The following is a 26,052-nucleotide window of genomic DNA, read 5'->3' as shown; positions in this document are numbered from 1 at the left end:
ATTTATGGGAGCACATTATCAAAAGGCAAATCCATTTGCTGAAATTTACTTTTTGCCGGTAACCCCACATGTAAGCCCACTAAGCGAATACCCCGCTCTGTTTTGCGATCAAATGCTTCATCAAGTAACTCAACAAAGTAATTTTTATCCAGTTCAGCACACCTATGCTCTACGGTGGTTTGCTGAAAATCACTAAATTTCAGTTTCACACCCTGGGTTTGGATTTTGCAATCGCTTCTGGCGGATTCTAATCGTTCTTGCAGTTTTGGATAGAGAGTTTCCAATACTTGTAAACACTGTTCTTTGGTTTGAATATCTTCATGTAAGGTGCGCTCAACGCCAACAGACTTGCGCTCCCTAGAAAGGCTTAAGTCGCGATCATCGATACCATTGCTACGCTTCCAAATTATCGGGCCAAATTTGCCAAAGCCCTTAATGAGTTGCTCTATGGGATAAGTGCGAACATCATTACAGGTATATAATCCTAAATTGTGTAACTTCTGCACTGTGACTTTGCCTACCCCGGGGATTTTCCCAAGTGGCAAGGTTTTAACAAAGTCATCAAGTGTCTCAGGAGTGATCACACAAATGCCATTTGGTTTGTTTTCATCGCTCGCAATTTTGGCCACAAACTTGATAGGCGCAACGCCAGCAGAGGCAGTTAGTCCTGTTTCATTTTCAATAGCGGCACGAATATCTTGTGCAATTAAAGTCGCACTGCCGGAGAATAGAGTTGAGTCAGATACATCTAAATAAGCTTCATCCAAAGACAAAGGTTCAATTTTATCGGTATATCGTTGGAAAATAGCGCGTATCTGTTTTGATATTTTAGCATAAAGCTCCATTCGTCCCGGCACCATAACGAGATTAGGACAAAGTTTGAGGGCGTGAGCAGTGGCCATCGCCGAACGTATGCCAAATTTTCTCGCGGGATAATTACAGGTGGAAATGACGCCACGCTTATCGGAACGGCCGCCGATAGCGATAGGAACATTTTTCAGCGCAGGATTGTCACGCATCTCTACCGCCGCATAAAAGCAATCCATATCGATATGAATAATTTTGCGCATTTTCTCGACCAAAACCAAAAACTGTTTTTTTATACAGTATTGGTAATTTCAGGTCAAGCTATTTGAATGCAGGAAGCCCTGGGAGTAGTGATTTCATCTGAGCATAAATAGATTTAGCAATTTTCTTAAAACCCGATTCAGTCGGATGAATTTCATTTAACCAATCGATTTTATTTCCCGGTCGCAAAATTCCCTGAGTATCCACAACCAGTAATTTATTTAAATGTTCAGGTCTACTGGCCAAAGCCTGAAGCCGGGTCTTGAGGGTCCCTAGAAGAATTTCAACTATAGGTAGATGTAGATCTAACGGGATGTTTTTTTCGATTAAATAAGGATAAATCCATGGTTTGGTTTTTATTAACCCCCAAAAAAATTCAGCGCCATCTTTACTCGGTTTAGCAATATCGTAAGTATGCGTGATAATAGTTGCATCGGGATTATATTCATCTCGCAAATCAATGAGTTGATCAAACGCTAATATGATTGCATCCATTTTACGATTAAAACGTTCCGCATGAATACACTCTTGAGCAGTGAAGCCTTCTTGGTATTGATTTAATATCATAGGCATATCACGTTTACCGACAATATCATTCCCGCCTCCAGAGAAAAGAATCAGTTTCACGTACTTAGCAGTTTGCTCCATCACTGAGGCTAAATCGGCCTTCTGCTGACCAGACATCATATTAACCGCCTCGTCACCATTACTAGCCAACCGCAGCAAATTCACTTTATCCGTCCTAGAAACCACATTTTCAATGTGATGGATAACGTTTATATCACCACCAAATGCGACCCACTTCTTGGGATAGGCAAACCAGGAATCACCTTCGGTAATAATACCGATTCTATCAGGGTGCTTTTTACAGATATGTAAAAAGTCGGTACGTAGACTTGTAACACCGGTATGGGCAGCGATGCGGCGACGGCGTTCGATAGGAGTTTCATTTGGCATTTTTCTTTCCCTGCTTACCTTTTTATTAAGTGTAGTAAAGGTAATTTATTTTGCAGCAGTTTATGAAAAACTTTCGATCGCTAGTGTAATATTCAGCAAAAGCAGTTAAATAAGAGGGCAAATCAGTGGAAGGAACAAGGCTGCAAAAACAGTACAACCTTGTTGGCTTAAGTCGGCAATAGAGACTATAGAATTTGGTTTTCTTTCCACTCAGCAAGTTTTTTCTGGCGCAGCTCTTCTTTTTCTAAACGTGCTTTTTTACGGTCGCAAGGCTCTGGACAGTCACAGGCTTTGGAAATACCTAAAGCACCTAATCCGCCACAACTACCAGCAATCGTTTTTTGTTGAAATATGTAACCTACAGCCATGGCTAGTACCACAACAAGAAAAAACACAAAGGCTAAAATAAACGTACTCACAATGTATCCTAGTTATTTCAATTTAATTTACTGCTCATTTGCAGCGTGAATATACTCGTCGAACTTACCTGTAGTATACGCTTTAAAGTCGCCATTTTCTCGTGTAATTAGCATCACATCTAAATTATGCTGTTCAGCAACTCGTAGCGCTTCTTCTTTACCTAACACATTTAGCGCCGTTGCCAGACCATCCGCAGTCATCGAAGAAGGATGCACCACTGTTACGGCAACTAAGTTATGTTGAATAGGGTAACCGGTTCGCGGATCAATTAAATGGGAGTAACGCATGCCATCTTGTTCGAAGTAATTACGATAATCTCCTGAACTGGCCACCGCATTATTACCAATAGTTAAAATAGTTTGCACAGCGCGCTCATTGTTAACTGGCTTTTCTACTGCTATGCGCCAGCCTTGGCCATTACTTTTTACCCCAGCTACGCGCATCTCACCGCCAATCTCCACAAGATAGTTACTATAGCCATAAGACTCCAATAACTCAGCAACTGCATCAACGCCATAGCCTTTTGCAATGGTTGATAAATCCACATACAAGTCTGGTTGTAGCTTGATCAAACTATTGCCTTTAATGATCAACTTATTTAAGCCAACTTTGCTTTTAACCGTATCAATGGTTTGTTGAGAGGGAATCTTATCCGGTCTCGCCTCTGGACCAAAGCCCCATAAATTGACCAATGGGCCTACGGTAACATCCAGCACCCCAAAACTCACCTCACCGAGCCGCTTTGCTTCCTTAACTACCTTGAGGGTTGCTGGTGACAGCTCAAAAGGTTCAGACGTTAGTTGCTGATTGAAACGCGATAATTCAGAATTTGGATCGTAGGTAGACATCAACTTATTAATATCCACCAGTAAATTATCGATTTTTTGTTGTAACTCCTCTGGTGCCATCCGGCTTGCAGATAACACTTTCACGTTATAACTGGTGCCCATAGTAGCTCCAGACAAATGAATCTCTCCGGAGTTTTCAGGTGACTTCCAAACAAGGAATACGACCGCTACAACACACAACAGTAGACCAAGGGATTTTAATTTGTTCATTTAAAACGCCATTTACATATTTTGATAGGTCATAAAAAAAAGGGGCATATCAATGCCCCTCTCTACAAATTTCCATTTAAAAATTAGCCACCGAAGTCATCTAACATGATGTTTTCGTCTTCAACGCCTAATTCTTTAAGCATATTGATGACCGCTGCATTCATCATAGGAGGACCACACATGTAGAACTCACAATCTTCAGGTGCAGGGTGATCTTTTAGGTAATTTTCAAGCAATACATTATGGATAAACCCGGTATCACCTTCCCAATTATCTTCTGGTTGTGGATCTGATAATGCTACGTGCCACTTAAAGTTTTCATTTTCTTTTTGTAGCATATCAAAATCTTCTACGTAGAACATTTCACGTAGTGAACGAGCACCATACCAGAAAGTAATTTTACGATCGGTTTTAAGACGGCGTAATTGGTCGAAAATGTGAGAACGCATAGGCGCCATTCCAGCTCCACCACCCACAAATACCATTTCAGCCTGAGTGTCTTTCGCGAAGAACTCACCAAATGGACCAGAAATAGTGGCTTTATCGCCTTCTTTCAAACTCCAAATGTACGAAGACATCTTACCTGCAGGTAAGCTTAGGTTGTTAGGTGGAGGCGTCGCGATACGCACATTCAACATAATGATCCCTTCTTCTTCAGGATAATTAGCCATTGAATAAGCACGGATAGTCTCTTCATCAACTTTAGACTCAATATCGAAGAAACCAAAACGTTCCCAGTCAGGCTTATACTCGTCAGGAATGTCGTAATCTTTATATTTAACATGGTGAGGTGGAGCTTCAATTTGAATATAACCACCGGCACGGAAAGGTACACTTTCACCATCTGGCACTGCTAACTTAAGTTCTTTGATGAAGGTTGCTTTGTTATCGTTAGAAATAACTTCACAATCCCATTTCTTAATACCAAAGACTTCTTCTGGCAATTCAATATCCATGTCTTGCTTAATCGCAACCTGACAAGATAGACGGCAACCTTCTTTCGCTTCGCGCTTACTTATATGATCAAGTTCAGTAGGCAGAATTTCACCACCGCCCGATTTGATGTCAACCCGGCACTGACCACAAGAGCCACCGCCACCACAGGCAGACGATACAAAAATACCTGAATCAGCCAAAGCGCCTAATAGTTTTCCGCCAGGTGAAGCCGTAATGGCTTTATCTGGGTCACCATTAATTGTAATAGTCACGTCGCCTGATGGAACAAGCTTAGACTTTGCGAACATGATGATAAGTACGAGTGCCAAAACAATGGCAATAAACATACCTACACCAAGGTAAATTTCATTTGGATTCATTTACAAATACTCCTTAGTGTCTTCGCTTAAAGGGCTACGCCAGTGAACGACTGGAAACCTAATGCCATAAGACCTGCAATCATAAACACAGAGCCTAGTCCACGTATGCCTTCAGGCATATCAGCATATTTTAATTTTTCACGTACCGCTGCCAGTAGGGTAATAGCTATTGCCCAACCTGCACCACTACCAATACCGTAAACCACGCTTTCAGTGAAGTTGTATTCACGTTGCACGGCGAAAGCTACACCACCAAAGATGGCACAGTTAACGGTAATTAACGGTAAAAAGATACCTAGCGCGTTGTATAACGCTGGGAAAAACTTATCCAAACTCATTTCTAGAATCTGAACTAATGCTGCAATAACACCGATAAAGGTTAAGAAGTTTAAGAAACTCAAATCTGCATCAGGAAAACCTGCCCAAGCAAGTGCGCCAGGAGCAAGAATATTCACGTAAATAACTTGGTTAACGGGTACCGAAATACCGAGTACAACGATTACCGCAACACCAAGTCCCATAGCAGTTTTAACTTTTTTAGATACCGCTAAGAAAGTACACATACCTAAGAACAGGGACAATGCCATGTTTTCAATGAAGACAGACTTAACAAAAAGACTTAAATAATGTTCCATGTCTTACTCCTTAGGTTCGACTTGTTCAGGACGAATAGTTCGGATAAACCAAATCAAGCCACCAATTAAAATGAATGAACTGAAAGGTAAAATCAACAAACCGTTACCCTGATACCAACCATCGTTTTGAACCAATGGTAAAATCTCAAATCCGAGAATTGTACCGAAACCAAATAGTTCTTTAATGGTGCCAATAACGATGAGGACAAAAGAGTAACCCAAGCCATTGCCGATACCGTCAAGGAAACTCATAAAAGGTGGACTCTTCATGGCATAAGCCTCTGCCCGACCCATTACAATACAGTTGGTAATAATCAAACCAACGAATACGGATAACTCTTTAGCTATGTCGTATGCGACCGCTTTTAGAATTTGGTCAACAACAATTACCAAAGAGGCAATGATCGTCATTTGAATAATAATACGTACGCTAGAAGGGATCTGCTTACGAATTAGAGAGATAAATAAGTTAGAAAACGCCGTTACAGAAGTTAGAGCTAATGCCATAACCAACGCGGTTTCTAATTTAGTTGTAATCGCAAGTGCAGAACAAACACCTAACACTTGCAATGCGATGGGGTTGTTGTCCAGAATGGGTCCGAACAGCACCTTTTTCATTTCTTTAGTTTCAGCCATTGTGCTTCGCCCTATGATTTCCAAGTCTGATTTTTAAGGTAAGGTCCAAAACCATTCTCACCCAACCAATATGTCAATGTATTCTGCACACCATTACTGGTTAAGGTTGCACCTGATAGTGCATCAACCGCATAATCGTTATTCGACCCTGCGTTCTTCTTAACCTGAATTGCTACATCACCATCTTTAAACAATTTCTTGCCATCCCATTTCGCTTTCCAGCTCGGGTTTTGCACTTCACCGCCAAGTCCAGGGGTTTCTTTTTGCTGATAATAAACCAACTCACGAACGGTATTACCATCAGCATCAATTGCTAGGAAACCGTACATCAAATCCCATAATCCTGAACCGTGAACAGGTAAAACGATACGAGAGACTTCATTGCCTTCATTTTTGATCAGGTAAACACTTGCAACACTCGAGCGACGTTGAAAACCAACGTTGCTGTTCTCGACCTTAACGCTGTATTTGTCTTCTTTAGCCGCTTTATACATATCGAAGTCTTCTTCAACTTCTACATACTCACCGGTTTCTAAATCAACAAAACGTTCGGTTACGAACTTGTTAAAGGTACAAGGTACGTCACACTCAGCAGTGGTTTCTAGACCAGCGGCTTGTAATATATTGCTGCGCTTATCATTAGCAGCATTGGTTTGTTGCATTTCACGCAAGCCTACTGCTGCACCAGAAACGACAACAGAGCAAACCAAACATACGGCAACAACAACACCGATAGTTCCGCCTAAGGTTTCTTTTTTCTTATCCGACACGAGCAACCCTCCGCTTGATATTACTTTGAGCCACGAAATAATCGAATAGTGGCGCCCATAAATTTGCAAATAATATGGCTAGCATAACCCCTTCAGGGAAAGCAGGGTTGAGAACACGAATCATCACCGTCATAAACCCAATTAAGAAACCATATGCCCATTTAGCTTTGTTTGTGAAAGAGGCTGATACGGGATCGGTTGCCATGAAGAACATACCAAATGCCAAGCCACCTGTTACCATATGCCAATACCACGGCATAGCAAACATTGGGTTAGTACTGCTGTCGACAAAGTTTAACAAGGAAGCAAAGAATGCAACACCTAACAGCACACCCAAAACAATACGCCAAGAAGCGATGCGCATATATATAATGAAGAGTCCGCCAAGCATAATCGCAAGGGTAGATACCTCACCCACTGAACCTGGGATGTTTCCAAAGAAGGAATTCCACCACAGTTCCATATTGGTATAGTCCATTTCACCAGAAGCTGCTTTACTCAACCAAGTCGCGCCAGAATAGCCATCTGCAGCCACCCATATTTGGTCACCTGAGATTTGCCCTGGATAGGCAAAGTATAAGAAAGCACGTCCAGACAACGCTGGGTTAAGGAAGTTACGACCCGTTCCACCAAATACTTCTTTTGCAATCACAACACCGAAGGTGATACCTAAAGCAACTTGCCATAACGGAATAGTTGCAGGTAAGGTTAATGCAAAGAGTACTGATGTAACGAAGAAACCTTCGTTTATTTCGTGCTTACGCACTGAAGCGAAGAGTACTTCCCAAAAACCACCTACAACAAAGACGGTAGCGTAAATAGGAAGGAAGAAACAGGCGCCGTAAGACATCATGCCTAACCAGCCTGTGCCTTCAACACCAATTTGTCCACCTAGGGCGGTAAACAAGTTGGCCTGCCAAATGTCAGGCAAAGTGCCTGCGCCCATTATTAGAGCATCATGAGCTTGCGCACCTACATTATACATACCGTAAAACATAGCTGGAAACGTTGCCATCCACACCATGATCATGATGCGCTTAAGATCAATGCTGTCACGCACATGAGTGGATGCTTTATTTACTTTACCGGGTGTGTAAAAAATAGTTGCTGCAGCTTCGTAAAGCGCATAAAACTTTTCATATTTACCACCGGCTTCGAAATTCGGTTCTATTTTTTCTAAATAGGCTTTTAATCCCATGACTTAACCCTCTTTCTCAATGGTGGTGAGACAGTCACGTAGAATAGGTCCGTAGTTGTATTTACCCGGACAAACATACGTACACAACGCCAAATCTTCTTCGTCAAGTTCTAAGCAACCTAGTGTTTGTGCACTATCGGTATCGCCAGATATAATGTCACGAAGCAACAAAGTTGGTAAAATATCTAACGGCATAATGCGCTCATAGTTACCAATTGGCACCATAGAACGATCAGAACCGTTAGTAGACGTTGTCATATTAAATAGTTTTTTAGGTGACAAGTGTCCAAGATAAGCACGAGTAACAGAATGCATGTCACCGCCTGGCGCTAACCATCCTAAGAACTTTTTCTCATGACCTTCAGGTAATAATGAAATCTGGGTGTGATAACGCCCCAAGAAACCATGAACACCATGGGCATTTGTACCCATTAGCACTGAGCCTGAAATTACCCGAACATCATCGCCTTCAGTTTCACCTGCAGTTAATTGCGCAGTATCGGCACCAAGAATAGTGCTGAGCAAACGAGGATTCTTCGCAGCAGGGCCACCTAATGCAATAACACGCTGGTTATTTAACTCACCAGAGGTAAACAAGGCGCCGAACGCCATGACATCTTGATAGTTAATTGACCAAACTGTTTTATTCGCACCAACAGCATCTAAAAAGTGGATATGTGTGCCAGCTAAGCCTGCTGGATGAGGGCCTGCAAACTCTTCCACTTCAACCGTAGTTGAACCAGTAGGAATGTCAGCACCTGGAGCCTTACACACATAAACCGAACCTGTAGTAAGTTGCTTCAAAACAGCTAAACCGTTTTCAAAGTCAGCTTTACGCTGGGCAATCACCACTTGAGGATCGGCAGCCAATGGGTTGGTGTCCATAGCTGTGACAAAAATTGACTTTGGCTCACTACCCAGTGCCGGTACTTTGCTGTAAGGTCGTGTTTTTAAAGCAACCCACAAACCTGACTTAACCAAATTCTCTTCAACTTTTTCGCGAGGCATTGAACTCAATTGCCCTGCATCATATTTGTCGAAGATTTCATGTTCATCGCCAGCTAGTTCAATAACCACAGATTGCAAAACACGTTTTGCCCCGCGATTAACTTCAACTACCTTGCCCGCTGCTGGCGCAGTAAAGAGAACACCAGGATTCTTTTTATCTTCAAAAAGAGCCTGACCTTTCTTAACTACATCGTCTACCTGAACAAACATGGTAGGACGCATGCCAACATATTCTTCCCCCAATACAGCCACGCGTGTGATGCTTGGGCCGTTTTGAATTGTTTGGTTAGGTGCCCCCTTAATAGGAAGGTCTAACCCTTGCTTGATTTTTATCATATGCAACCGCAGTCTTGTAAAAATAAAATTAAAGTGAAAGAAATATCAATTTTGAATTCTACTTAGTAAATGCGAAAAATGACGACATCCGCAGTTTCGCTTGAAAACTCAAAGGTGATCTTACTTATCTACTATTTTTGTCTTTTGTTGAGTGTGAATCCTTAACCAGGTGAACACAGAATCACTTCTGTATTGGTCCACACCTCGCAAGAGAATGATTGAGCAAATGAGTTAATTATGAACTATTTAAAGAAACTCATGTCAGTAAACTCCGGAATTTTAGCATTAATCCACCGGTTTACGCTACGCAATTTACGGTTAAATAAGAATTTTCCGTATAATATTTAGGGTTTTTCTAAATATAGTGCATTTTATGAACAGCACTTAATTTTTTTAAGTATCCACCAAAAAGTTAAAAACCCTAACACGCAAAGGTAAATTAGGGTTCAAAGTCTAGTTTAAAAAAATCTAAAAACGTTTACCATTTAACTAGTGGATCGATATCCTGCTCGTAATCCACACCATCAATGTCAAAACCAAACAGCTTTAAGAACTCGTGGTGATAGCCAGCATAATCACTCAATTCATGAAAATTTTCTTGGGTAACTTGATCCCACAAACCTTTAATCACAGCCTGAGTGGCTTCATTAGTTTCTTTTCCGTCCATGCGAAGTCGATTAGCTTCGTCAGTTTCAGGAGACTCGACTAACAGTTTTTGCTGGAACAAACCGGTAATTTGTTCGATACAGCCTTCATGGGTACCTTCCTGTTTCATCACTTTGTAAATTAATGATATGTACAAAGGCATCACAGGGATTGCTGAGCTTGCTTGGGTTACTAGCGCCTTCAAGGAAGAAACGTAAGCCGAAACATTTTTGTCGCTATGTTGCTTTATAATTTCTCTTGCCGCGCGATCCAGGTCTTCTTTGGCTTTACCGATAGTAGCCTGACCATAGATTGGCCAAGTTAACTCTTTGCCAATATAGGTGTAAGCGGTAGTTTTGCAATTTTCTGCCAATAAATCAGCATCAGCTAACGCATTTAGCCAAAGCTCCCAATCTTCCCCCCCCATCACTTTAATAGTGTTGGCGATTTCGTCTTCATTCGCCGCTTCTAATTCCACTTCGTGGATCAGATCCTTATCGGTATCGTAGGTTTTGGTTTTATAATTTTGCCCCACAGGTTTAAGGGTAGACTTATACACTTCACCGGTTTCAGGATCGGTTCTGCGAGGAGATGCCAAACTATAAATAACTAAGTCAACCTTGCCCATATCAGCTTTAAGGGTTTCAATCACTTGTTGTTTGATTTCATTGGAGAACGCATCGCCATTAATGGTTTGAGCATAGACGCCAGCGTCTTTAGCTTGTTGATGAAATGCGGCCGTATTATACCAGCCTGCGGTGCCGGTTTTTCTCTCCGTTGGTGGCTTTTCAAAACACACACCAAGGGTATTTGCCCCATAGCCGAAAGTAGACACGATGCGAGATGCCAGACCGTAGCCTGTGGAACAACCTAAGACCAAAACGTTCTTAGGACCCTCGCCTAAATCTCCCTGACTTTTAACATATTCGATTTGTTCTTCAACACTCGCAGCACAACCAACGGGATGAGCGTTAGTGCAGATAAAGCCACGTACTTTAGGCTTAATTACCATAATCTATTTTCCTCAAAAATTTTCCGAACATTTCAAACAGCCGGTTAACTATCACAATCTATTCTCAAACGAGATTTTTAAAAGGCTCAAATATAGCTTTTACTCGATAATCTTCTATTGTAAGGGTCATTGCCACAACAACAAATCTGAACAGCTAATTTATTTTCATTCTTGTCGATTATTATAATATTCCATTTCAGAGATTTGATGATATTTAGAAACATCTTCTTGGAATTTTTGATATGAAGCGTAAATTTTAGCAAATGTTGGGTCCGCAGCAGACTGTTCTTGCATCACTTCAATGCTGGCAGCATGTAAAGCGGCAACCACATCCTTTGGCAAGGGGCGCATATCAACACCGTGAGTTTCCACTAGGGCTCCCACAGCATCATTATTGGCGGCGGTATATTCGTCCCACATATCTTGATTTACCGCTCTGGCAGCAACCTCAACTATCGCCTGCAAATCTTCAGGCAAGGATTCATAGGCCGTTTTATTGACGATAAATTCCAAACTCGCACCAGGCTCATGCCAACCGGTGTGATAGTAATACTTCGCCGCCTTGTATAGACCGAAAGACAAATCGTTGTAAGGGCCAACCCATTCGGTGGCGTCAATGGCACCAGATTGCAAAGCGGTAAACAACTCGCCCCCAGTCAAGGCAACGGGGATCCCACCAAGCTTTTTAAGGACTTCAGCCCCTAATCCAGGAATACGCATTTTGAGACCTTGCAAATCGTCAACGCTATTAATTTCTTTTTTAAACCATCCTGCACTTTGCACTCCGGTATTCCCGCCAGCAAAAGGAATTAAATTAAATGGAGCATAGAGTTCACGCCACATTTCTAAACCACCACCGTAGTGCAGCCAAGCGTTAAACTCAGTGGCATTCATACCAAAGGGAATAGCCGTAAAGATTTGCGCTGCGGGCGCTTTACCTTTCCAATAATAAGAACCGGAGTGACCCATTTCAGCAGCACCACTAGAGACAGTGTCGAACACTTCAAACCCAGGAACCATTTGACCTGCGCCGAAGACTTTGATCTTTAACCGTCCGTTAGACATACGTTCGACGTTTTCCGCAAACGTCTCAGGGGCGCGGCCTAAACCAGGAAAGTTTTTTGGCCAGGAAGTCACTAGTTTCCATTGATAACTCTGCTGTGATGCTGCGGCACCAGAATCGGATGATGACTTACCGCCGCAAGAGGTAAGTACAATGATGCTATAGAACAAGGATATAAACGTTAAGATTTTCATTTAATTAAATCCATTAGGGTCACAATATAGAAGGCAGCCACGTTACCAGATCCGGCCAAATAGCCAAGCCTATTAGTAAGAGCAATTGAATAATAATGAAGGGTATCACGCCTTTATATATTTGAGTGGTCTGAACATTTGCCGGTGCAACACCACGCAAATAAAACAACGCAAAGCCAAAGGGTGGCGTCAAAAATGACGTTTGCAGATTCACCGCAATCATTATCCCCAACCAAATTGGGTCTACCCCCATAGCCAGCAAAACAGGGGCAACTATGGGCACAACAACAAAGGTAATTTCAATAAAATCAAGAATGAAACCCAATAAAAAGATGACCACCATTACCACTAAAACAGCGCTAAAAGTACCGCCGGGAAGCTGTTCAAAAAAATGCTCAATCAGTTCTTCACCACCAAAGCCTCGAAATACCAAGGAAAATATAGAAGCGCCAATGAGAATTAAAAATATCATGGCAGTTACGCGGGTCGTACTTAACATGACTTCTCTTAATTTGTCCCAATCGACTTGCCTTTGCACCAATCCCAACACTAGGGCGCCAGCAGCGCCCACGCCTGCAGCCTCTGTGGGAGTAGCAAAGCCGCCTAAAATAGAGCCTAACACTACGAAGATAAGAATAAGTGGCGGTAACAAGGCCCCTGCTAAAGAAATGGAAGCCTGTGTTTCACGGTGCTTATCACCCATGGCTTTATCTATGTGTCGATTGGCAAATAACACCACATAAAGTAAGTACATTGCGACCAACATCATGCCTGGGACTAAAGCCCCAATAAACAAATCTCCCACAGATACAGACTCGGGTGAGAAAATCCCCATATTCAATTGTGCTTGTTGAAATGCACTTGATAACACGTCACCTAGCAACACCAACGCAATGGAAGGAGGGATGATTTGTCCTAGGGTGCCAGTTGCACAAATAGCGCCGGTGGCGAATGAGGGCGAATACCCTTGTTTTAACATAGTTGGCAACGACAATAATCCCATGGTAACCACGGTTGCACCGACGATACCCGTACTTGCTGCTAACAACATGCCAACCAAAACCACCGAGATCGCCAAGCCAGATTTTAACCGACCGAAGACCTGCGCCATGGCAACCAGTAAACTTTCAGCCACTTTTGACTTTTCTAACATAACGCCCATAAAGACAAACAGTGGCACAGCTATCAAGGTTTGATTAGTCACTATACCGTAAAGTCGACTAGGTACAGCATGGAGATAGGCCGTATCGAAAACCCCAAACAACGCCCCGATCCCAGCAAAAATTAAAGCCGTACCCGCCAAAGTGTATGCCACCGGATAACCCAGTAATAAGGTTAAACAAACAATTAAAAACATGACCAAAGAGAGGTATTCCATTACTTATCCTCACTAACCACGGTATGAGATTGATGTAACCAGACATGCATATTGCGGATCAGTTCTGAGACCCCTTGCAAAATCATCAGGGCAGCGAACAATAAAATGAAGGTTTTAAGTAAAAATACTGCGGGTAAGCCCCCTGCAGCCTGTGAGTCTTCCATAATAGCCCATGACGAAGCCACATAATCCCAACAGACAATAAAGATAAAAATGTTCACTGGTAGCATAAAAAATAAGGTACCAAAGGTATCGATTTTTGCTTTTTTAGTGCCATCGAATTTACTGTAAAAGATGTCGACTCTAACGTGCTCATTAACACGAAGTGTGTGGGCACTGCCCAACAAAAACACACAGGCATGTAGATACATCACCGATTCCTGCATCGCAATCCAGCCAATATCAAAGCCGTACCGTAGCACCACAATAAGCAGTGTAATGAGCGCCATAAACAACGTGAACCAGCTAACTAGTTTGCTTATATTATCGTTAAAAACGTCAATATTCCGCGAGAGTGCTGCGGCGTTAAACATTTCCATGCACCTATCTAATTATTCTATTTGTACGATATTACACGTTTTTTTAAGAAATAACGCTAGGGTGCAAGCGTAAAGATTGCTATATTTTGGCTATATATTAGATTCGGTTTTCCACTTTAATTAGACAAGGGGTAGTTTTGTTTCCTGTAGTCGAGTGGAAATAAAATGGGAATTTGGTGTGAATCCAAAACTGTACCCGCAACTGTAATTGGTGGCAATATTGCCAACCATAAGTCAGATACCAGCCTAATCTTAAATTATATTGTTTCTAGCGTGCGGGAATTCACGATTGGCTTGCGTAATCACTTCATTGCGACTTCCCTCCGATCAACAATGTTAAACACCAAATGTATAAATACGCTGTGTACCAGCATAAAAATAAAATAGTACGGTTAAATCAGTACTGATTCAGATGAATGGGAAAGTCCGTTACAGCCATGCTCAAACTACAGCACCTCGATTACAATATTGATGACACGCAGATACTCTCTGATATTCAGTTTCAGGCAGATGAAGGAGCTATCATTGCCGTGGTTGGCCCAAATGGTGCGGGTAAAACGACATTGCTAAAGTTAATATCTGGCCAATATCCCTCAAAACAGCAGGTGTTTTGGCGCTCGACCCCTGTTGAAAGTTTCACGGCAAATAGCCGAGCGAAACAAATTGCTGTTGTAAATCAGTTCAATAATAGTGTCTTTAACCTCAACCTTGAACAAATAGTTAGTATGGGCTTACTTCCCCACCAGTCCATATTTTCTAAAGTATCACCTGAACATAACCAAAAGGTTTCAACGGCAATTGCGCAAGTTGGTTTGACTGAAAAGCGCCATCGATTATTTAGTTCTCTCTCTGGTGGGGAACAGCAGCGAGGGCAAATAGCCAGAGCCTTAGTGCAAGGAGCGGGATTATTCGTTTTAGATGAGCCAATAAATCATCTAGATGTGTTTTACGAGCATCAAATATTATCTTTATTACGCAAAATAGCGAAACATAACAAGGTAACAATAATAATGAGCTTACATGATTTAAATCATGCTGCGGATTATTGCGATAAAGTTTGCTTACTTACCCAAGGACAGATGTTAGCCTTCGGGCCGCCAAAAGCGGTATTCACCGAAGAACGACTGCAACACGTTTTCAAAACCCCATGCCAGATTATCGAAAAGCCCACTAATAACAAAATAAGAATCGAGTTCTGCCCGCCTGAAATTGATGGCTTGGATAAAAACATCGAAATAGGTACAGCCGATGTCTAAGGAGAAATGGGCGGCACTGGTCTGCATTAGTTTTCTGAGTATATTTTGTGGATTATTTTTTGGTGCGGCAGAGTTAGATTTGCGCACCGTATTAGCTTGCATGGCGAACAACTGTGAAGGGAGTATTGACGAGGTTATTTTCTGGCAAGTTCGCTTACCTCGCGTTTTGGTGGGATTTTTAGTGGGAGCAGGATTAGCTGTAGCAGGGGCGACTTTGCAAAATGTCTATCGGAATCCATTAGCCGACCCATATTTGTTCGGGGTAGTATCTGGGGCGGGATTAGGTGCAAGCATTGCTACTTTACTATTTAACGGCAGCTTAGCTTCATTCTCTCCAGCTTTTGCATTCTTGGCACAAATCCCCTTTACCTATGCACTCCCCTTAGCAGCGTTTTTAGGGGCATTTTTAGCCGTTACTATTGTACAAATTTTATCTCGAAAGCTATTTGGAAATCGTACAGAGCACTTGTTGTTAGCAGGTGTAGCCGTGTCATTTATGTTAAGTGCACTGAGTCATTTTTTATTGTTTATGGCAGAACCTTTTGCTGCTAATAAAGTGATTTTTTGGTTACTTGGAAGCTTAGCTAATTCACAAATGTGGTTCGTTTGGATCATGCTTCCAATGGTTTCTATCAGTGTCATACTGCTTTGGCTTTTTGGCCGTCATATGGATGCAATGTTATTAGGTGATGAAAATGCCCAAACTTTGGGGATAAAAGTTGATTCGTTGCGTTTACTGGTATTAGTCATTTGCGCGGCGCTAACATCGTGCATAGTCGCATATTGTGGTGGCATTGGCTTTGTGGGGTTGATGATCCCGCATATCGTCAGAGGTTGGTTTGGGGTGACAAGTAGAAATTTAATAGTGGGTTGTGTGTTAATTGGCGGTAGCTTTTTAATTTGGATTGATGTTGTTGCCAGGGTGATAGTCGAAAATCAAGAAATCCCCATTGGCATAATTACTTCAGCAATCGGCAGCCTATTTTTCTTATTTGCCCTACAAAAAAACCAAGGACGTTAATGATGCCTACTCTCAAAAATATGCTGGTCTATTGGCTGTGGGGATTTGCTGTTCTAGTATTCTCATGCGCCAATTGCGCAGCCGCACAGGCCACTGAAAAAGTAAAACAAACCGATAAACAAAAACTAAAAATCATCGCCTTAGCTCCCCATATTGTGGAACTGTTGTTTGATATTGGAGCCGGTGAACAAATCATCGCCACAGGTTCATACGCAGATTACCCGGAACAAGCCAAAACATTGCCACGTGTGGGTGATCATAGTCGATTACAAATCGAAAAAATTCTGCAGTTAAACCCCGACCTTGTAGTAGCCTGGAAAAGTGGAAATCCGTTGGAAGACCTAGCTCGATTGGAGCAATTTGGCATCCTAGTGGTTTATTCTGACCCAAAAAAGTTAGAGGATATTGCTCAAGAGTTGTTGTTATTCGGTGATCTCACCGGAAGGCACCCCCTTGCACAGCATCGCGCCGACACATACCTAGCCCAACTGACAAACTTACGGCACCAATTTGCCAATCAAACACCAGTTGACGTATTTTTCGAAATTTGGCCAGCGCCGCTGCAAACCATTGCCGGTAACGCATGGCCCCAACAGCATTTAGACATTTGTGGAGCAAAGAACATTTTTGCTGGGTTAGATAACGACTATCCGTCAGTGTCACTTGAGCAAGTCATTAGCAAATCACCTCAAGCCATTATTCAACCTAAATCGACTAAGCAGTTAGCCAGCAGGCTTTATGATTGGCAGAAATTTACGTTTTTACCCGCGGTTCAGCACAATCTTATTTTTCAACCTGACGCAGATAAATTATTTCGGATGACCACTCGAGTATTGAGCGAAGTGCAAACCTTGTGCGAGCAAATTCAACGAGCCAGACATGTGTATCAGTAGCAATAGTCGTTCACATATATGGCTAAAAACAAGTATTAGAGTGCCTCAAAAAAAGTGGCACTCTTTGCTGCAGTCAGTATTAGGATACGGCCTGCTTCATCCCACCTAAACAATTAGGAGAGTCTGGTGAGTTACCGTACAAGTTTTGCCACTCTTCTCCGGTGTAAGTATGTAATGCAAGGGCGTGGATCTGCTCAGCTAACTCTTCTTTAAGTACCGCGTTGACCGCTCTATGACGATTGATTAAACGCTTACCCGCAAACTCTGGGGTGACAAGAACCACTTTAAAGTGAGTCTCGGACCCTTTGGGCACGTTATGCATAAAACTTTCGTTGATCACTTCCAAATGCGCCGGATTGAAATGCGATAGCAACTTCTTTTCAATATTATTTTGGATATTCATTGTGTGGTTCCTTTGTGTGTCCCATTATAAATTTAGCCTGTTCGGCGAAATTTAAAAAACTATTTTTTGCAATTTTTAACTAAGTGGTTGAGTCAGTTAGATATAATTTCCGGTAAAGGATAATGCTGTTTTTATAACGTCTTGTTCGGTTAAAATATTTGCCGAAAGGTGAGATTTATGCGTCCCCCTAGTGACTGGCTTCGCTTAGGCAGACTGTGCTGCCAAAATTTTTGGGTATTTCCTGCCATTATTAAGAGACTGCCATTTTGCAGTGGCAGTCTTACCTTTTGACCGGTATGTATATGTTTAAAATCAAAATCGCGAGTTTGGCCTAAGGTTAATGAAGCAATGATAGGTTGGTATCCTAGCTCAGGTTCGTTGTCGCCATGCCAGCCCATACTGTCTTGGCCATTTCGGTACCAATTCGCTAAAACTGAATTGAATTTGGTTTTGCAAACTTGTTCTAAGGTAAGTTTCAATTGTGCTAACTCTTTGATCCAAGGATTAGGTTGCATGCTCAATCCTGAATATTGGTAGTTGGCCTCTTTATCCCCATACCAAGCCTGAAAACGTGGAATTTTTACTTTGCGACCGTAAACTTGAATTGAATCTTGCTGCCAAGCTAATTTGCTTTGTAATTTCTGATACAATTCAGTGGCGGTGCCTGAGTCCAAAAAATCTGCCTGATAATGCACATCTGCGTCTTGCATTGGCATTTGGCTTAGGCCTGTTTGGTGGGATGAAAATAAATCCTGTTGCATATAACTTACGTGAATCCTGCTAAAAATGAATACTAGCTTTAATTTTTTAGAAAAGTCTCTGGAATTATACCGCTATCCAAAGCGATTTACCCACCCGAGTTGGCAAGCATGGGATGCAGCAGATGAGTTACTGCTCACCCATATCCAACAAACCCAAGAAAATATACATCAAGCTCGCATAGTCATTCTTAACGACGATTTTGGCGCATTGAGCTGTTGGTTAAATCAGGCCGATATTCACCATGTAAGTGATTCTCTCGTTTCTCAAAAGGCATGTAAACAAAATATCAAGCTTAATCAATTAGACAACTCTCAAATCACTTATATCGACAGTCTAACCCCTATGCCTCAAGCCCCAGACTGGGTGGTCATAAAAATCCCGAAAACCTTAGCTCTGTTGGAACACCAGTTAATTCAATTGCAAGGGGTGGTATCTGCGAAGACTAAAATAGTGGCAGGCGCTAAAGTGAAAATGATTCAAAAATCCACGTTAGCCCTATTTGAAAAATATCTCGGCACAACCCATACATCCTTAGCCAAGAAAAAGGCGCGGTTAATTTTTTGTGAACCAGACCTGCCACTGCAACAGCAACCATCTCCCTACCCAACGGTTTGGGAAATGCAACAAGAACCCTTTAGCATTAGCAATCATGCCAATGTATTTGCTCGCCAGCAAATTGATATAGGCGCACGCTTGTTAATCGATAACTTACCCGATTGTAGGGCCAAAACCGTGGTGGATTTAGGCTGTGGTAACGGTGTATTAGGCTTGTGTATTCTAAAACGTTATGAGGATGCTCAGGTTATTTTTATGGACGAATCCCACATGGCGGTGGCTTCTGCAAAACTGAATGTACAAAATAATTTACCCGATCAAATGGACCGCGCGCGTTTTATTGTCAGCAATTGTCTGGAAGAATTGGAAAACCATCAACAAATTGATAAGGTAATTTGTAATCCTCCATTCCACCAGCTGAATACCATTACCGATCATATAGCGACTCAGATGTTTGAAGATGCACATTTAAAATTAAAAAAAGGTGGGGAATTGCGGATAATCGGCAATCGACATTTAGAATACCCACAAAAGTTAAAACGCTTATTTGGTGGTTATAATGTGATTTCTAGTGACAAAAAATTTAGTATTTTATCTTCGTTGAAGTAGAGAGTATTTATCATGAAAAAGGCTTTATTCACCCTCACACTTATCTTTGTTACTTTTTTGTCCCATGGCAAACCTAAAGACGATGGTTCGCAAATTCAACCCGATAATTACTATCCAAGAGTCATGATGCATACCACCATGGGCGACTTTGTTGTTGAACTTGATAGATCGAGAGCCCCTATCACAGTGAATAACTTTTTACGCTATGTGGATAAGCGTAGCTTTGAAGGCACCCTATTCCATAGGGTAATCTCTGATTTTGTTGTGCAAGGGGGTGGCTACGATAAGGATTACAAAGATTTGTCTAAATTTCCTGACATTTATAACGAATCAGGAAATGGTTTAAAAAACCAAACTTATACCATCGCTATGGCTCGTTCAAATGGCCCCCATACGGCGAATCGTCAATTTTATTTCAACCTTAACGATAACGAGAGTTTAGACCCCGGCAGAAAATGGGGATACGCTGTTTTCGGCTATGTGACAGAAGGCACAGATATTTTAGACGCCATATCTCAGGTAGAAACGCAATATGACGCCATTGTGGGCTGGGCGGATGTTCCTATAGAGCCAGTAATATTAAATAAAGTGACAATTTTACCGCCTCTATAATTTTGCCTGATTGGTGTAGGTAAAAAGTTTTGTATCTGCATCTTGATGTTGAATAACCTTAGTAAATTCAAACCCCAAGCGTTCGATTAAGTTAATTGATTGGGTATTATCTGGCGATATCATCGCGTGAACGGTTTGCAAACCTAGGCGTTTGCAATCGGCTGATAATACTCCGCCACAGGCTTCTAAGGTTAATCCTTTACGCCTAAATTCTGGCAAAATAGCATAACCAATATCGGGATAATCGAGGAAAGGCCTTTTTAACATTCCGCAGATACCCATAGGTCGGTTTTTACGGTTATCACAAAATACATATAAACCGTAGCCATTTTCTCGGTAAGAAACAAAAGGACCTTTTTCAATGAATTCCCGCGCTTCGGCTTGATTTGAAATATTACGATCACCGATGTGTCGAATCCAATCAGGATCATTCACTAAGTCTAGAATAAAATAGGCTTCGGCTAAGGTCACCTTACGGATATTTAAACGCTCAGTTTGAGCAACGAGAGTTCCCTTACAATTCATGAATCTGATGCATCATTTAACTGCGAAAAAACACTACGGACTTTATTTTTACCTGCCTTTTTGGCTAGATATAATGCCTTATCCGCTTTTTCTAATAATGCCACAACACTCTCTCCTTCCATTGCTGTAAAACCAATACTAATTGAAATATCACAATCTAATTTTTGACTATTTATGTTTCGCACTTCATTGAGCATTCTTTCTGCAATTTGCAGAGCATTATTTTGATTGGTTTCAACCAGAATAACTAAAAACTCATCTCCCCCCATTCTACCGACATAATCCACATCACGAACGTGTTTTCTGATGCTACTTGAAATATCGATTAAGATCTGATCACCAAACACATGCCCAAAACCATCATTAATTTGCTTGAAGTTATCCACATCAACCATCAGTAGAGACAACGAATGGTCAAAACGTTCACTTCGGGCCATTTCTCGCTTTAATGCACTATCAATCGCTCTTCTATTGAGTAATTTAGTAAGATGATCCTGTTGGGAAAGTGTCTGTAATTGCTTATTGGTACTAGTTAAACTGTGAATCTTTTCAAAATTTTTCAATCTCGTTTTTTCAATCAAGTTAGCCACCGCAAAACAAACAATAACACTGCAAAAGCCGATACTAATATGCTGCCAACTATCTGTACTTTCTGGGAGCCAAAAAAGCCCAATAACTAACCCAAAAAATGCTGCCACAAGAAGGCTTAAGAAATACCCCAAGTAACCTTGGGATGCACAGCACAACAGCATCAAGGTAATCACAAAAGGCGCAATCCCTTCTCCATCATTGACACTCAGCAACGACCAAAATACACCTACTGATGCAATAAAAACTGAAAAAATAATTTCAATTGCGTTGCTGAAAGGCAATAACTTAGGAAAAGTTTGTAATTTACTTAATAAGAATGCAGTGGATAATGCGAATATAAACGACACTAAGTACAACAGAGTATAAGGGATATTCGCAGCAAACAGCACGCCTGCTCCCAGACGGAAGTGAGCTAGCAGTTGAATACCAAAAACGACGCAAGCCAAACTAGAGAAGTAAATGGCATACTGAATGTTTTTGGAGTTACTTTGTACCAAATATTCCGCTAGAAAAGCAGGTTTTGGTTTGGGAAAAAGTTGTGACATCAATCCACTCGTCAAATCGAAACCGAAGCACGCTTCCATTCACTGGAGTACAAACAAAATAATAGATGTTGGTGCGTCGATTAAAAGTCCTTCAATCTCAGTTTACCAAATATTAGAAGGCATACCATGTATTTTGTTGTCATTAATGATTAAATTTTAGTCTAGTTTATCAAACTAAGCGTTATCAATGGAAAAACTCATAACCTTTTCGATATTTTGAACCCCACAGGCTAACATTACTAACCTATCCACGCCTAAAGCCACTCCTGAGCAGTCAGGCAAGCCATTCTCCATCGCCGCCATAAAATACTCATCCAGAGCAATATTGCTTAGCCCATTTTTTTGGCGTACCTGACGATCCTTTTCAAACCGTGATAGTTGTTCGTTCACATCCCTTAATTCATAATAACCATTCGCAAGCTCAAGCCCTTTATAATAAATCTCAAATCGCTCCGCCACTCGAGGATCTTGTTGTTTTATTCTGGCTAACGCTGCTTGGGATGCGGGGAAATCAATGAGTGCCACAGGTCTAGTGCGGCCAATTTCAGGTTCTACAACTTGGCTACAAAGCAACTGCAAAAGCACATCTTTCACACTTTCATTGTCAGCGATATTGGCAAACCCCAAGTCTGATGCTTTGCGTTTTAACTCTTCTAAGGTGCACGCCAGGGGGTCGATATCACAATAGGTAAGAAAAGCTTGCTGATAAGATAATCGTTCAAGGGGTTCGGTTTTTAGTATCTTTTGTAAAAGTTCATCTACTTCATCTATTAGCTGAGATAGATTAAACCCCACTCTATACCACTCCAACATGGTAAATTCAGGATTATGCTGCTTACCGGCCTCTTCATTGCGAAAAGACTTACATAACTGAAAGATACTGCCACTTCCGGCACACAACAACCGTTTCATGGCAAACTCTGGAGACGTCTGCAGAAATAAATTATCAGGCTCGGGTTTTAATGGACTATTAAATTGTGTTCTAAACCCATGAAGATGAATATCGGTAACACTAGCGTGTGCTAACGCCGGTGTTTCCACTTCTAACACCTTACGTTGTGCAAAAAACTCACGTATCTGAGCATTAATCTGTGCTCGTTTTTGTAGGGTTTGGATCGTTGCGGTGGGTCGCCAGTTGACTGATGAATTCATACTTACCAGATAATTTTAGAGCCCAATAGAAATTGGGCCCAAGACTTGAAAACTTACTTTTGCGCTCGAGAAACGTATTCGCCGCTGCGAGTATCGACTCGAATCACTTCGCCAGTCTGCACGAACAAAGGAACCCGCACCACAGCGCCAGTTATCAACGTAGCAGGTTTACCACCTGTACCTGCAGTATCACCTTTTAAGCCGGGATCGGTTTCAGTGATCTCAAGTTCAACGAAATTTGGTGGAGTAACAACAATTGGGCTGCCATTCCAAAGAGTAATAGTGCAACTATCATTCTCTACCAGCCACTTCACACTTTCACCCACCGCTTTTTCATCTGCAGCAATTTGTTCGAAGGTTTCGTTGTTCATAAAGTGGTAGAATTCACCGTCGTTATATAAATAGGTTAATTCCGTATCCATCACGTCTGCACCTTCTACGCTATCACCGGATTTGAACGTTTTTTCTAATACTTTTCCGGAAATTAGCTTACGAATTTTAACGCGGTTAAAGGCTTGACCTTTACCTGGTTTTACATATTCGTTCTCAAGAACGTTGCAAGGTTCGCCGTCGAGCATTATCTTTAAGCCCGCTTTGAATTCATTTGTGCTGTAATTAGCCATAAAACCTCTAAATTAATCGATTGAGTACTCGTTTGGCGAAGATAATACCTAAAAAATCCATCTCTGTAGAGAGTAACTGGCAAAAAGAACTGGCAACTAGCTTTACTGATCCGCAAAAACTACTGAAATATCTGAATATTCCAGTGGCCGAGCAGGTGAAAAATATTGAAGCTAGGTCACTATTTCCAATGCGTGTTCCGCACCATTTTGCGGATTTGATGAACAAAGGCGATCCGCAAGATCCGCTATTTAGGCAAGTGTTCCCTCTATATGACGAATATCTTGAAGATCCAGCATACACGGTCGACCCATTGCAGGAACAAGAAACGCCTCAGCAAGGAATACTGCATAAATATCAAACGCGGGCGTTATTGATGGTCCGTGGGGGCTGTGCGGTGAATTGTCGATATTGTTTCCGCAGACATTTTCCCTACCAGCAAAATAGTTTAAATAAGCAAGGTTGGTTAGAAGCCCTAGACTATATTGCGCAAGATCCAAATTTAAATGAGATAATATACTCTGGTGGTGATCCTCTGATGGCAAAAGATGATTTTTTAGCCTGGCTGACCAGCCAGATAGAACAGATCCCTCATATAACCCGGTTAAGGATGCATACTCGCTTGCCCGTTGTTATTCCCAACCGAATTGATCAGCATTTCCTCAAGTGGATTACTCAGTCTCGTTTAAAAATGATAATGGTACTGCATATTAATCATGCCAATGAAATAGACACGAAATTAATCACAAAGTTAAAGTTATTGCGGGAAAACCAGGTGACACTGCTCAATCAATCCGTCTTACTTGCCACGGTGAATGATTCAGCCGAAAACCAAATTGCCTTGAGTGAGCGTTTATTTGAAGCCGGTGTTATGCCTTATTACCTGCACATGTTAGATAAGGTAAAAGGAGCGACTCATTTTGATGTGAGTGAGAATCGCGCAAGGGAAATAATGGCAGAAATGATAAAGCGCTTGCCAGGTTTTTTAATCCCAAAACTCGTACGAGAGATAGGCGGACAACCTGGCAAGACACCTTTAGACTTACATCTTCATCCTTAATTTAAGCGAATGTGTTTACATTCGATCCAATTGCAGGATTAGAAGAAACTTTTGGTACGTCAGCCGCTGATTCCAACAACTGAAGCGTCGCTTGACCTTGCGTCTCTTGATTTGATTTCGCGAGCTGCAAAGCTTTAGTTTCAAGTGACGCACCGGTAGTTCCAGATGTATTTACACCCTGAAGTTCCATACCAATTACCTCATTGCTTGTAGCAATTTAAAAAAACAGGCAGAATTACCCGTCTACGGTTAGTATCGGCTCTCATCAAACATTCTTGAGTATTTTTTTTCACTTTATTGAGATCATTTTTCATGTCCCCACAATTGAACACGACACTTCGCCCTTTATTTGAGAAATTAACAGAAAATATGCAGCTTATTTATCGTAAAGCCATTGACGCAGATGAAGCCCTATCGAAGTTGCAACAAACAGGAAAAGGTAAGTTTAATCATATATTTGCACAGGACGCAGGGTTTAACGTTCAAAGTAAACGATTTATGCCTTATGTGAAAGAACTCGCCGCTGAGGTAGCTGCCTTAGAGACAGCAGACCAAGAAAAATTTGAAAATGCTCTGCCTGCTATAGTTAAAAAAATGGAGTTATTGCTCAGTACGTTAGGTCAATTGAAAACCACTCTTTAAACACATCGCCAACTTTAAAGGACCCTAAATGAAAGTTGGCACAACCACCACAGCATATTTCAGGTTGTTTTTTGAGCAAAACACACCATAATAATAAGAGTGCTTTGGCTATTTAAGGGCTATTTAAGGGCTATTTAAGGGCTATTTTAAAAGCAGGCTAAAGGCTATTTCAAAGAGCAGGGCATAGATGTGAGCTATGTTCTTAATTTGGAGGTGGAATCATGGAAATTACATTAAGTAACAGCTTAAATAATTTATCTAACGCTGTTTCAAATACTTTAAATAATATAGAGCCCAGCCTGAATGCCTTTGGAATAGGAAATGCCAATAAGCCAGAGGTTGAACTGTCAGCGCAAGCTAGAATTTTGCAGCAGAATGAACAAACCCAGCGGGAACGTATTCAATCAGAACAAAGACCAAATACAGACACTGAGAATCAAACGGATAGTGTTGAAGCACTGGCAGGCAATGAATTTATTCGCGTTTCCAGTAGCCTTGGTTCTACTGCTAAGAATAATCTAACCACGGAAAAGGCAACAGAAGTTTACCGCTCTATTCAAGATCTATTATAA

The 26,052-nt window shown here is 41.5% G+C and carries 29 protein-coding genes and 1 riboswitch; of the genes, 8 read left to right on the top strand and 21 right to left on the bottom strand.

The window, feature by feature from the left end; translation table 11 throughout:
• Window positions 1-2: 2 nt before the first annotated feature.
• The 14 genes from dinB to ACYVIL_RS08130 form a co-directional block, all read right to left on the bottom strand.
• Entirely contained in the window at window positions 3-1,070 is a 1,068-nt protein-coding gene (dinB, locus tag ACYVIL_RS08195) for a DNA polymerase IV (protein ID WP_460312150.1), read from the bottom strand.
• A gap of 58 nt (window positions 1,071-1,128) precedes the next feature.
• Window positions 1,129-2,025 (bottom strand): hypothetical protein, encoded by an 897-nt coding sequence (locus ACYVIL_RS08190; RefSeq protein WP_460312149.1) that lies wholly within the window; start codon window positions 2,023-2,025, stop codon window positions 1,129-1,131.
• 185 nt (window positions 2,026-2,210) lie between these two features.
• Window positions 2,211-2,444, bottom strand: a complete 234-nt coding sequence (gene nqrM, locus ACYVIL_RS08185; protein ID WP_303471186.1) for a (Na+)-NQR maturation NqrM — start codon at window positions 2,442-2,444, stop codon at window positions 2,211-2,213.
• A 27-nt stretch (window positions 2,445-2,471) separates the two neighbouring features.
• The gene (locus ACYVIL_RS08180; RefSeq protein ID WP_460312148.1) at window positions 2,472-3,503 is read right to left on the bottom strand and encodes an FAD:protein FMN transferase; all 1,032 of its coding nucleotides are present in this window, start codon (window positions 3,501-3,503) and stop codon (window positions 2,472-2,474) included.
• Between the two features lie 83 nt (window positions 3,504-3,586).
• Window positions 3,587-4,819 (bottom strand): NADH:ubiquinone reductase (Na(+)-transporting) subunit F, encoded by a 1,233-nt coding sequence (nqrF, locus tag ACYVIL_RS08175; protein WP_303471192.1) that lies wholly within the window; start codon window positions 4,817-4,819, stop codon window positions 3,587-3,589.
• A gap of 26 nt (window positions 4,820-4,845) precedes the next feature.
• Window positions 4,846-5,454, bottom strand: a complete 609-nt coding sequence (gene nqrE, locus ACYVIL_RS08170; RefSeq protein WP_216048953.1) for an NADH:ubiquinone reductase (Na(+)-transporting) subunit E — start codon at window positions 5,452-5,454, stop codon at window positions 4,846-4,848.
• Window positions 5,455-5,457: 3 nt separating this feature from the next.
• Complete coding sequence (locus ACYVIL_RS08165) at window positions 5,458-6,090, bottom strand: NADH:ubiquinone reductase (Na(+)-transporting) subunit D (protein WP_303471196.1); 633 nt, start codon at window positions 6,088-6,090, stop codon at window positions 5,458-5,460.
• Window positions 6,091-6,101: 11 nt separating this feature from the next.
• Window positions 6,102-6,860: a Na(+)-translocating NADH-quinone reductase subunit C gene (locus tag ACYVIL_RS08160; RefSeq protein WP_303471198.1), complete on the bottom strand. Its 759-nt coding sequence runs from the start codon at window positions 6,858-6,860 to the stop codon at window positions 6,102-6,104.
• Complete coding sequence (locus ACYVIL_RS08155; protein WP_303471200.1) at window positions 6,850-8,058, bottom strand: NADH:ubiquinone reductase (Na(+)-transporting) subunit B; 1,209 nt, start codon at window positions 8,056-8,058, stop codon at window positions 6,850-6,852. The genes ACYVIL_RS08160 and ACYVIL_RS08155 overlap by 11 nt, the downstream gene beginning before the upstream one ends.
• A gap of 3 nt (window positions 8,059-8,061) precedes the next feature.
• Window positions 8,062-9,402 carry a Na(+)-translocating NADH-quinone reductase subunit A gene (locus tag ACYVIL_RS08150; protein WP_460312147.1) on the bottom strand — a complete coding sequence of 447 codons (1,341 nt, stop codon included), beginning with the start codon at window positions 9,400-9,402 and terminating at the stop codon, window positions 8,062-8,064.
• 478 nt (window positions 9,403-9,880) lie between these two features.
• Window positions 9,881-11,059: an enoyl-ACP reductase FabV gene (fabV, locus tag ACYVIL_RS08145; RefSeq protein WP_460312146.1), complete on the bottom strand. Its 1,179-nt coding sequence runs from the start codon at window positions 11,057-11,059 to the stop codon at window positions 9,881-9,883.
• A 165-nt stretch (window positions 11,060-11,224) separates the two neighbouring features.
• A complete protein-coding gene (locus ACYVIL_RS08140; RefSeq protein ID WP_460312145.1) occupies window positions 11,225-12,316 on the bottom strand; it encodes a TRAP transporter substrate-binding protein in 1,092 nt (363 codons plus the stop codon).
• 19 nt (window positions 12,317-12,335) lie between these two features.
• On the bottom strand, window positions 12,336-13,694 hold the full coding sequence (locus tag ACYVIL_RS08135; protein ID WP_460312144.1) for a TRAP transporter large permease: 1,359 nt from the start codon (window positions 13,692-13,694) through the stop codon (window positions 12,336-12,338).
• Window positions 13,694-14,227 (bottom strand): TRAP transporter small permease subunit, encoded by a 534-nt coding sequence (locus ACYVIL_RS08130; protein WP_460312143.1) that lies wholly within the window; start codon window positions 14,225-14,227, stop codon window positions 13,694-13,696. The genes ACYVIL_RS08135 and ACYVIL_RS08130 overlap by 1 nt, the downstream gene beginning before the upstream one ends.
• Before the next feature lie 118 nt (window positions 14,228-14,345).
• Window positions 14,346-14,497: riboswitch (cobalamin riboswitch) on the top strand.
• Between the two features lie 173 nt (window positions 14,498-14,670).
• On the opposite strand from ACYVIL_RS08130, the gene ACYVIL_RS08125 reads away from it, so the two are divergent.
• The 3 genes from ACYVIL_RS08125 to ACYVIL_RS08115 are packed head-to-tail and all read left to right on the top strand — an operon-like array spanning window position 14,671 to window position 17,403.
• Window positions 14,671-15,489, top strand: coding sequence for an ABC transporter ATP-binding protein (locus ACYVIL_RS08125; protein WP_460312142.1), 819 nt, complete (start codon window positions 14,671-14,673; stop codon window positions 15,487-15,489).
• The gene (locus ACYVIL_RS08120; protein ID WP_460312141.1) at window positions 15,482-16,510 is read left to right on the top strand and encodes a FecCD family ABC transporter permease; all 1,029 of its coding nucleotides are present in this window, start codon (window positions 15,482-15,484) and stop codon (window positions 16,508-16,510) included. The genes ACYVIL_RS08125 and ACYVIL_RS08120 overlap by 8 nt, the downstream gene beginning before the upstream one ends.
• 2 nt (window positions 16,511-16,512) lie before the next feature.
• Entirely contained in the window at window positions 16,513-17,403 is an 891-nt protein-coding gene (locus tag ACYVIL_RS08115) for a cobalamin-binding protein (protein WP_460312140.1), read from the top strand.
• Window positions 17,404-17,482: 79 nt separating this feature from the next.
• On the opposite strand, the gene ACYVIL_RS08110 is transcribed toward ACYVIL_RS08115, so the two are convergent.
• Entirely contained in the window at window positions 17,483-17,806 is a 324-nt protein-coding gene (locus ACYVIL_RS08110; protein ID WP_303471221.1) for a BolA family protein, read from the bottom strand.
• Window positions 17,807-17,955: 149 nt separating this feature from the next.
• Complete coding sequence (locus ACYVIL_RS08105; protein ID WP_460312139.1) at window positions 17,956-18,567, bottom strand: alpha-ketoglutarate-dependent dioxygenase AlkB family protein; 612 nt, start codon at window positions 18,565-18,567, stop codon at window positions 17,956-17,958.
• Between the two features lie 25 nt (window positions 18,568-18,592).
• Here ACYVIL_RS08105 and ACYVIL_RS08100 point away from each other — a divergent pair, with 25 nt between their 5' ends.
• Both ACYVIL_RS08100 and ACYVIL_RS08095 read left to right on the top strand, forming a co-directional pair.
• Window positions 18,593-19,732, top strand: coding sequence for a methyltransferase (locus ACYVIL_RS08100; protein ID WP_303471227.1), 1,140 nt, complete (start codon window positions 18,593-18,595; stop codon window positions 19,730-19,732).
• Between the two features lie 12 nt (window positions 19,733-19,744).
• Window positions 19,745-20,344 (top strand): peptidylprolyl isomerase, encoded by a 600-nt coding sequence (locus ACYVIL_RS08095; protein WP_303471230.1) that lies wholly within the window; start codon window positions 19,745-19,747, stop codon window positions 20,342-20,344.
• On the opposite strand, the gene ACYVIL_RS08090 is transcribed toward ACYVIL_RS08095, so the two are convergent.
• From ACYVIL_RS08090 to efp, 4 genes are all read right to left on the bottom strand, one after another.
• Entirely contained in the window at window positions 20,339-20,869 is a 531-nt protein-coding gene (locus ACYVIL_RS08090; RefSeq protein ID WP_303471232.1) for a GNAT family N-acetyltransferase, read from the bottom strand. The genes ACYVIL_RS08095 and ACYVIL_RS08090 overlap by 6 nt on opposite strands.
• On the bottom strand, window positions 20,866-22,005 hold the full coding sequence (locus ACYVIL_RS08085) for a GGDEF domain-containing protein (protein ID WP_460312138.1): 1,140 nt from the start codon (window positions 22,003-22,005) through the stop codon (window positions 20,866-20,868). The genes ACYVIL_RS08090 and ACYVIL_RS08085 overlap by 4 nt, the downstream gene beginning before the upstream one ends.
• 174 nt (window positions 22,006-22,179) lie before the next feature.
• Window positions 22,180-23,157, bottom strand: coding sequence for an elongation factor P--(R)-beta-lysine ligase (gene epmA, locus ACYVIL_RS08080; RefSeq protein WP_460312137.1), 978 nt, complete (start codon window positions 23,155-23,157; stop codon window positions 22,180-22,182).
• Between the two features lie 53 nt (window positions 23,158-23,210).
• Window positions 23,211-23,780, bottom strand: a complete 570-nt coding sequence (gene efp, locus ACYVIL_RS08075; RefSeq protein ID WP_303471241.1) for an elongation factor P — start codon at window positions 23,778-23,780, stop codon at window positions 23,211-23,213.
• Between the two features lie 32 nt (window positions 23,781-23,812).
• Here efp and epmB point away from each other — a divergent pair, with 32 nt between their 5' ends.
• Window positions 23,813-24,838, top strand: coding sequence for an EF-P beta-lysylation protein EpmB (gene epmB, locus ACYVIL_RS08070; RefSeq protein WP_460312136.1), 1,026 nt, complete (start codon window positions 23,813-23,815; stop codon window positions 24,836-24,838).
• Between the two features lies 1 nt (window position 24,839).
• Here epmB and ACYVIL_RS08065 read toward each other — a convergent pair whose 3' ends face one another.
• Window positions 24,840-25,028: a hypothetical protein gene (locus ACYVIL_RS08065; protein WP_460312135.1), complete on the bottom strand. Its 189-nt coding sequence runs from the start codon at window positions 25,026-25,028 to the stop codon at window positions 24,840-24,842.
• Between the two features lie 122 nt (window positions 25,029-25,150).
• Here ACYVIL_RS08065 and ACYVIL_RS08060 point away from each other — a divergent pair, with 122 nt between their 5' ends.
• The gene (locus ACYVIL_RS08060) at window positions 25,151-25,480 is read left to right on the top strand and encodes a hypothetical protein (protein WP_460312134.1); all 330 of its coding nucleotides are present in this window, start codon (window positions 25,151-25,153) and stop codon (window positions 25,478-25,480) included.
• A gap of 221 nt (window positions 25,481-25,701) precedes the next feature.
• Window positions 25,702-26,052: a hypothetical protein gene (locus ACYVIL_RS08055; RefSeq protein WP_460312133.1), complete on the top strand. Its 351-nt coding sequence runs from the start codon at window positions 25,702-25,704 to the stop codon at window positions 26,050-26,052.

The sequence above is a fragment of the Aliiglaciecola aliphaticivorans genome, from assembly GCF_054782055.1.
The sequence above is the reverse complement of the archived record's forward strand: the minus strand, read 5'-3'. Positions and strand labels throughout refer to the sequence as shown.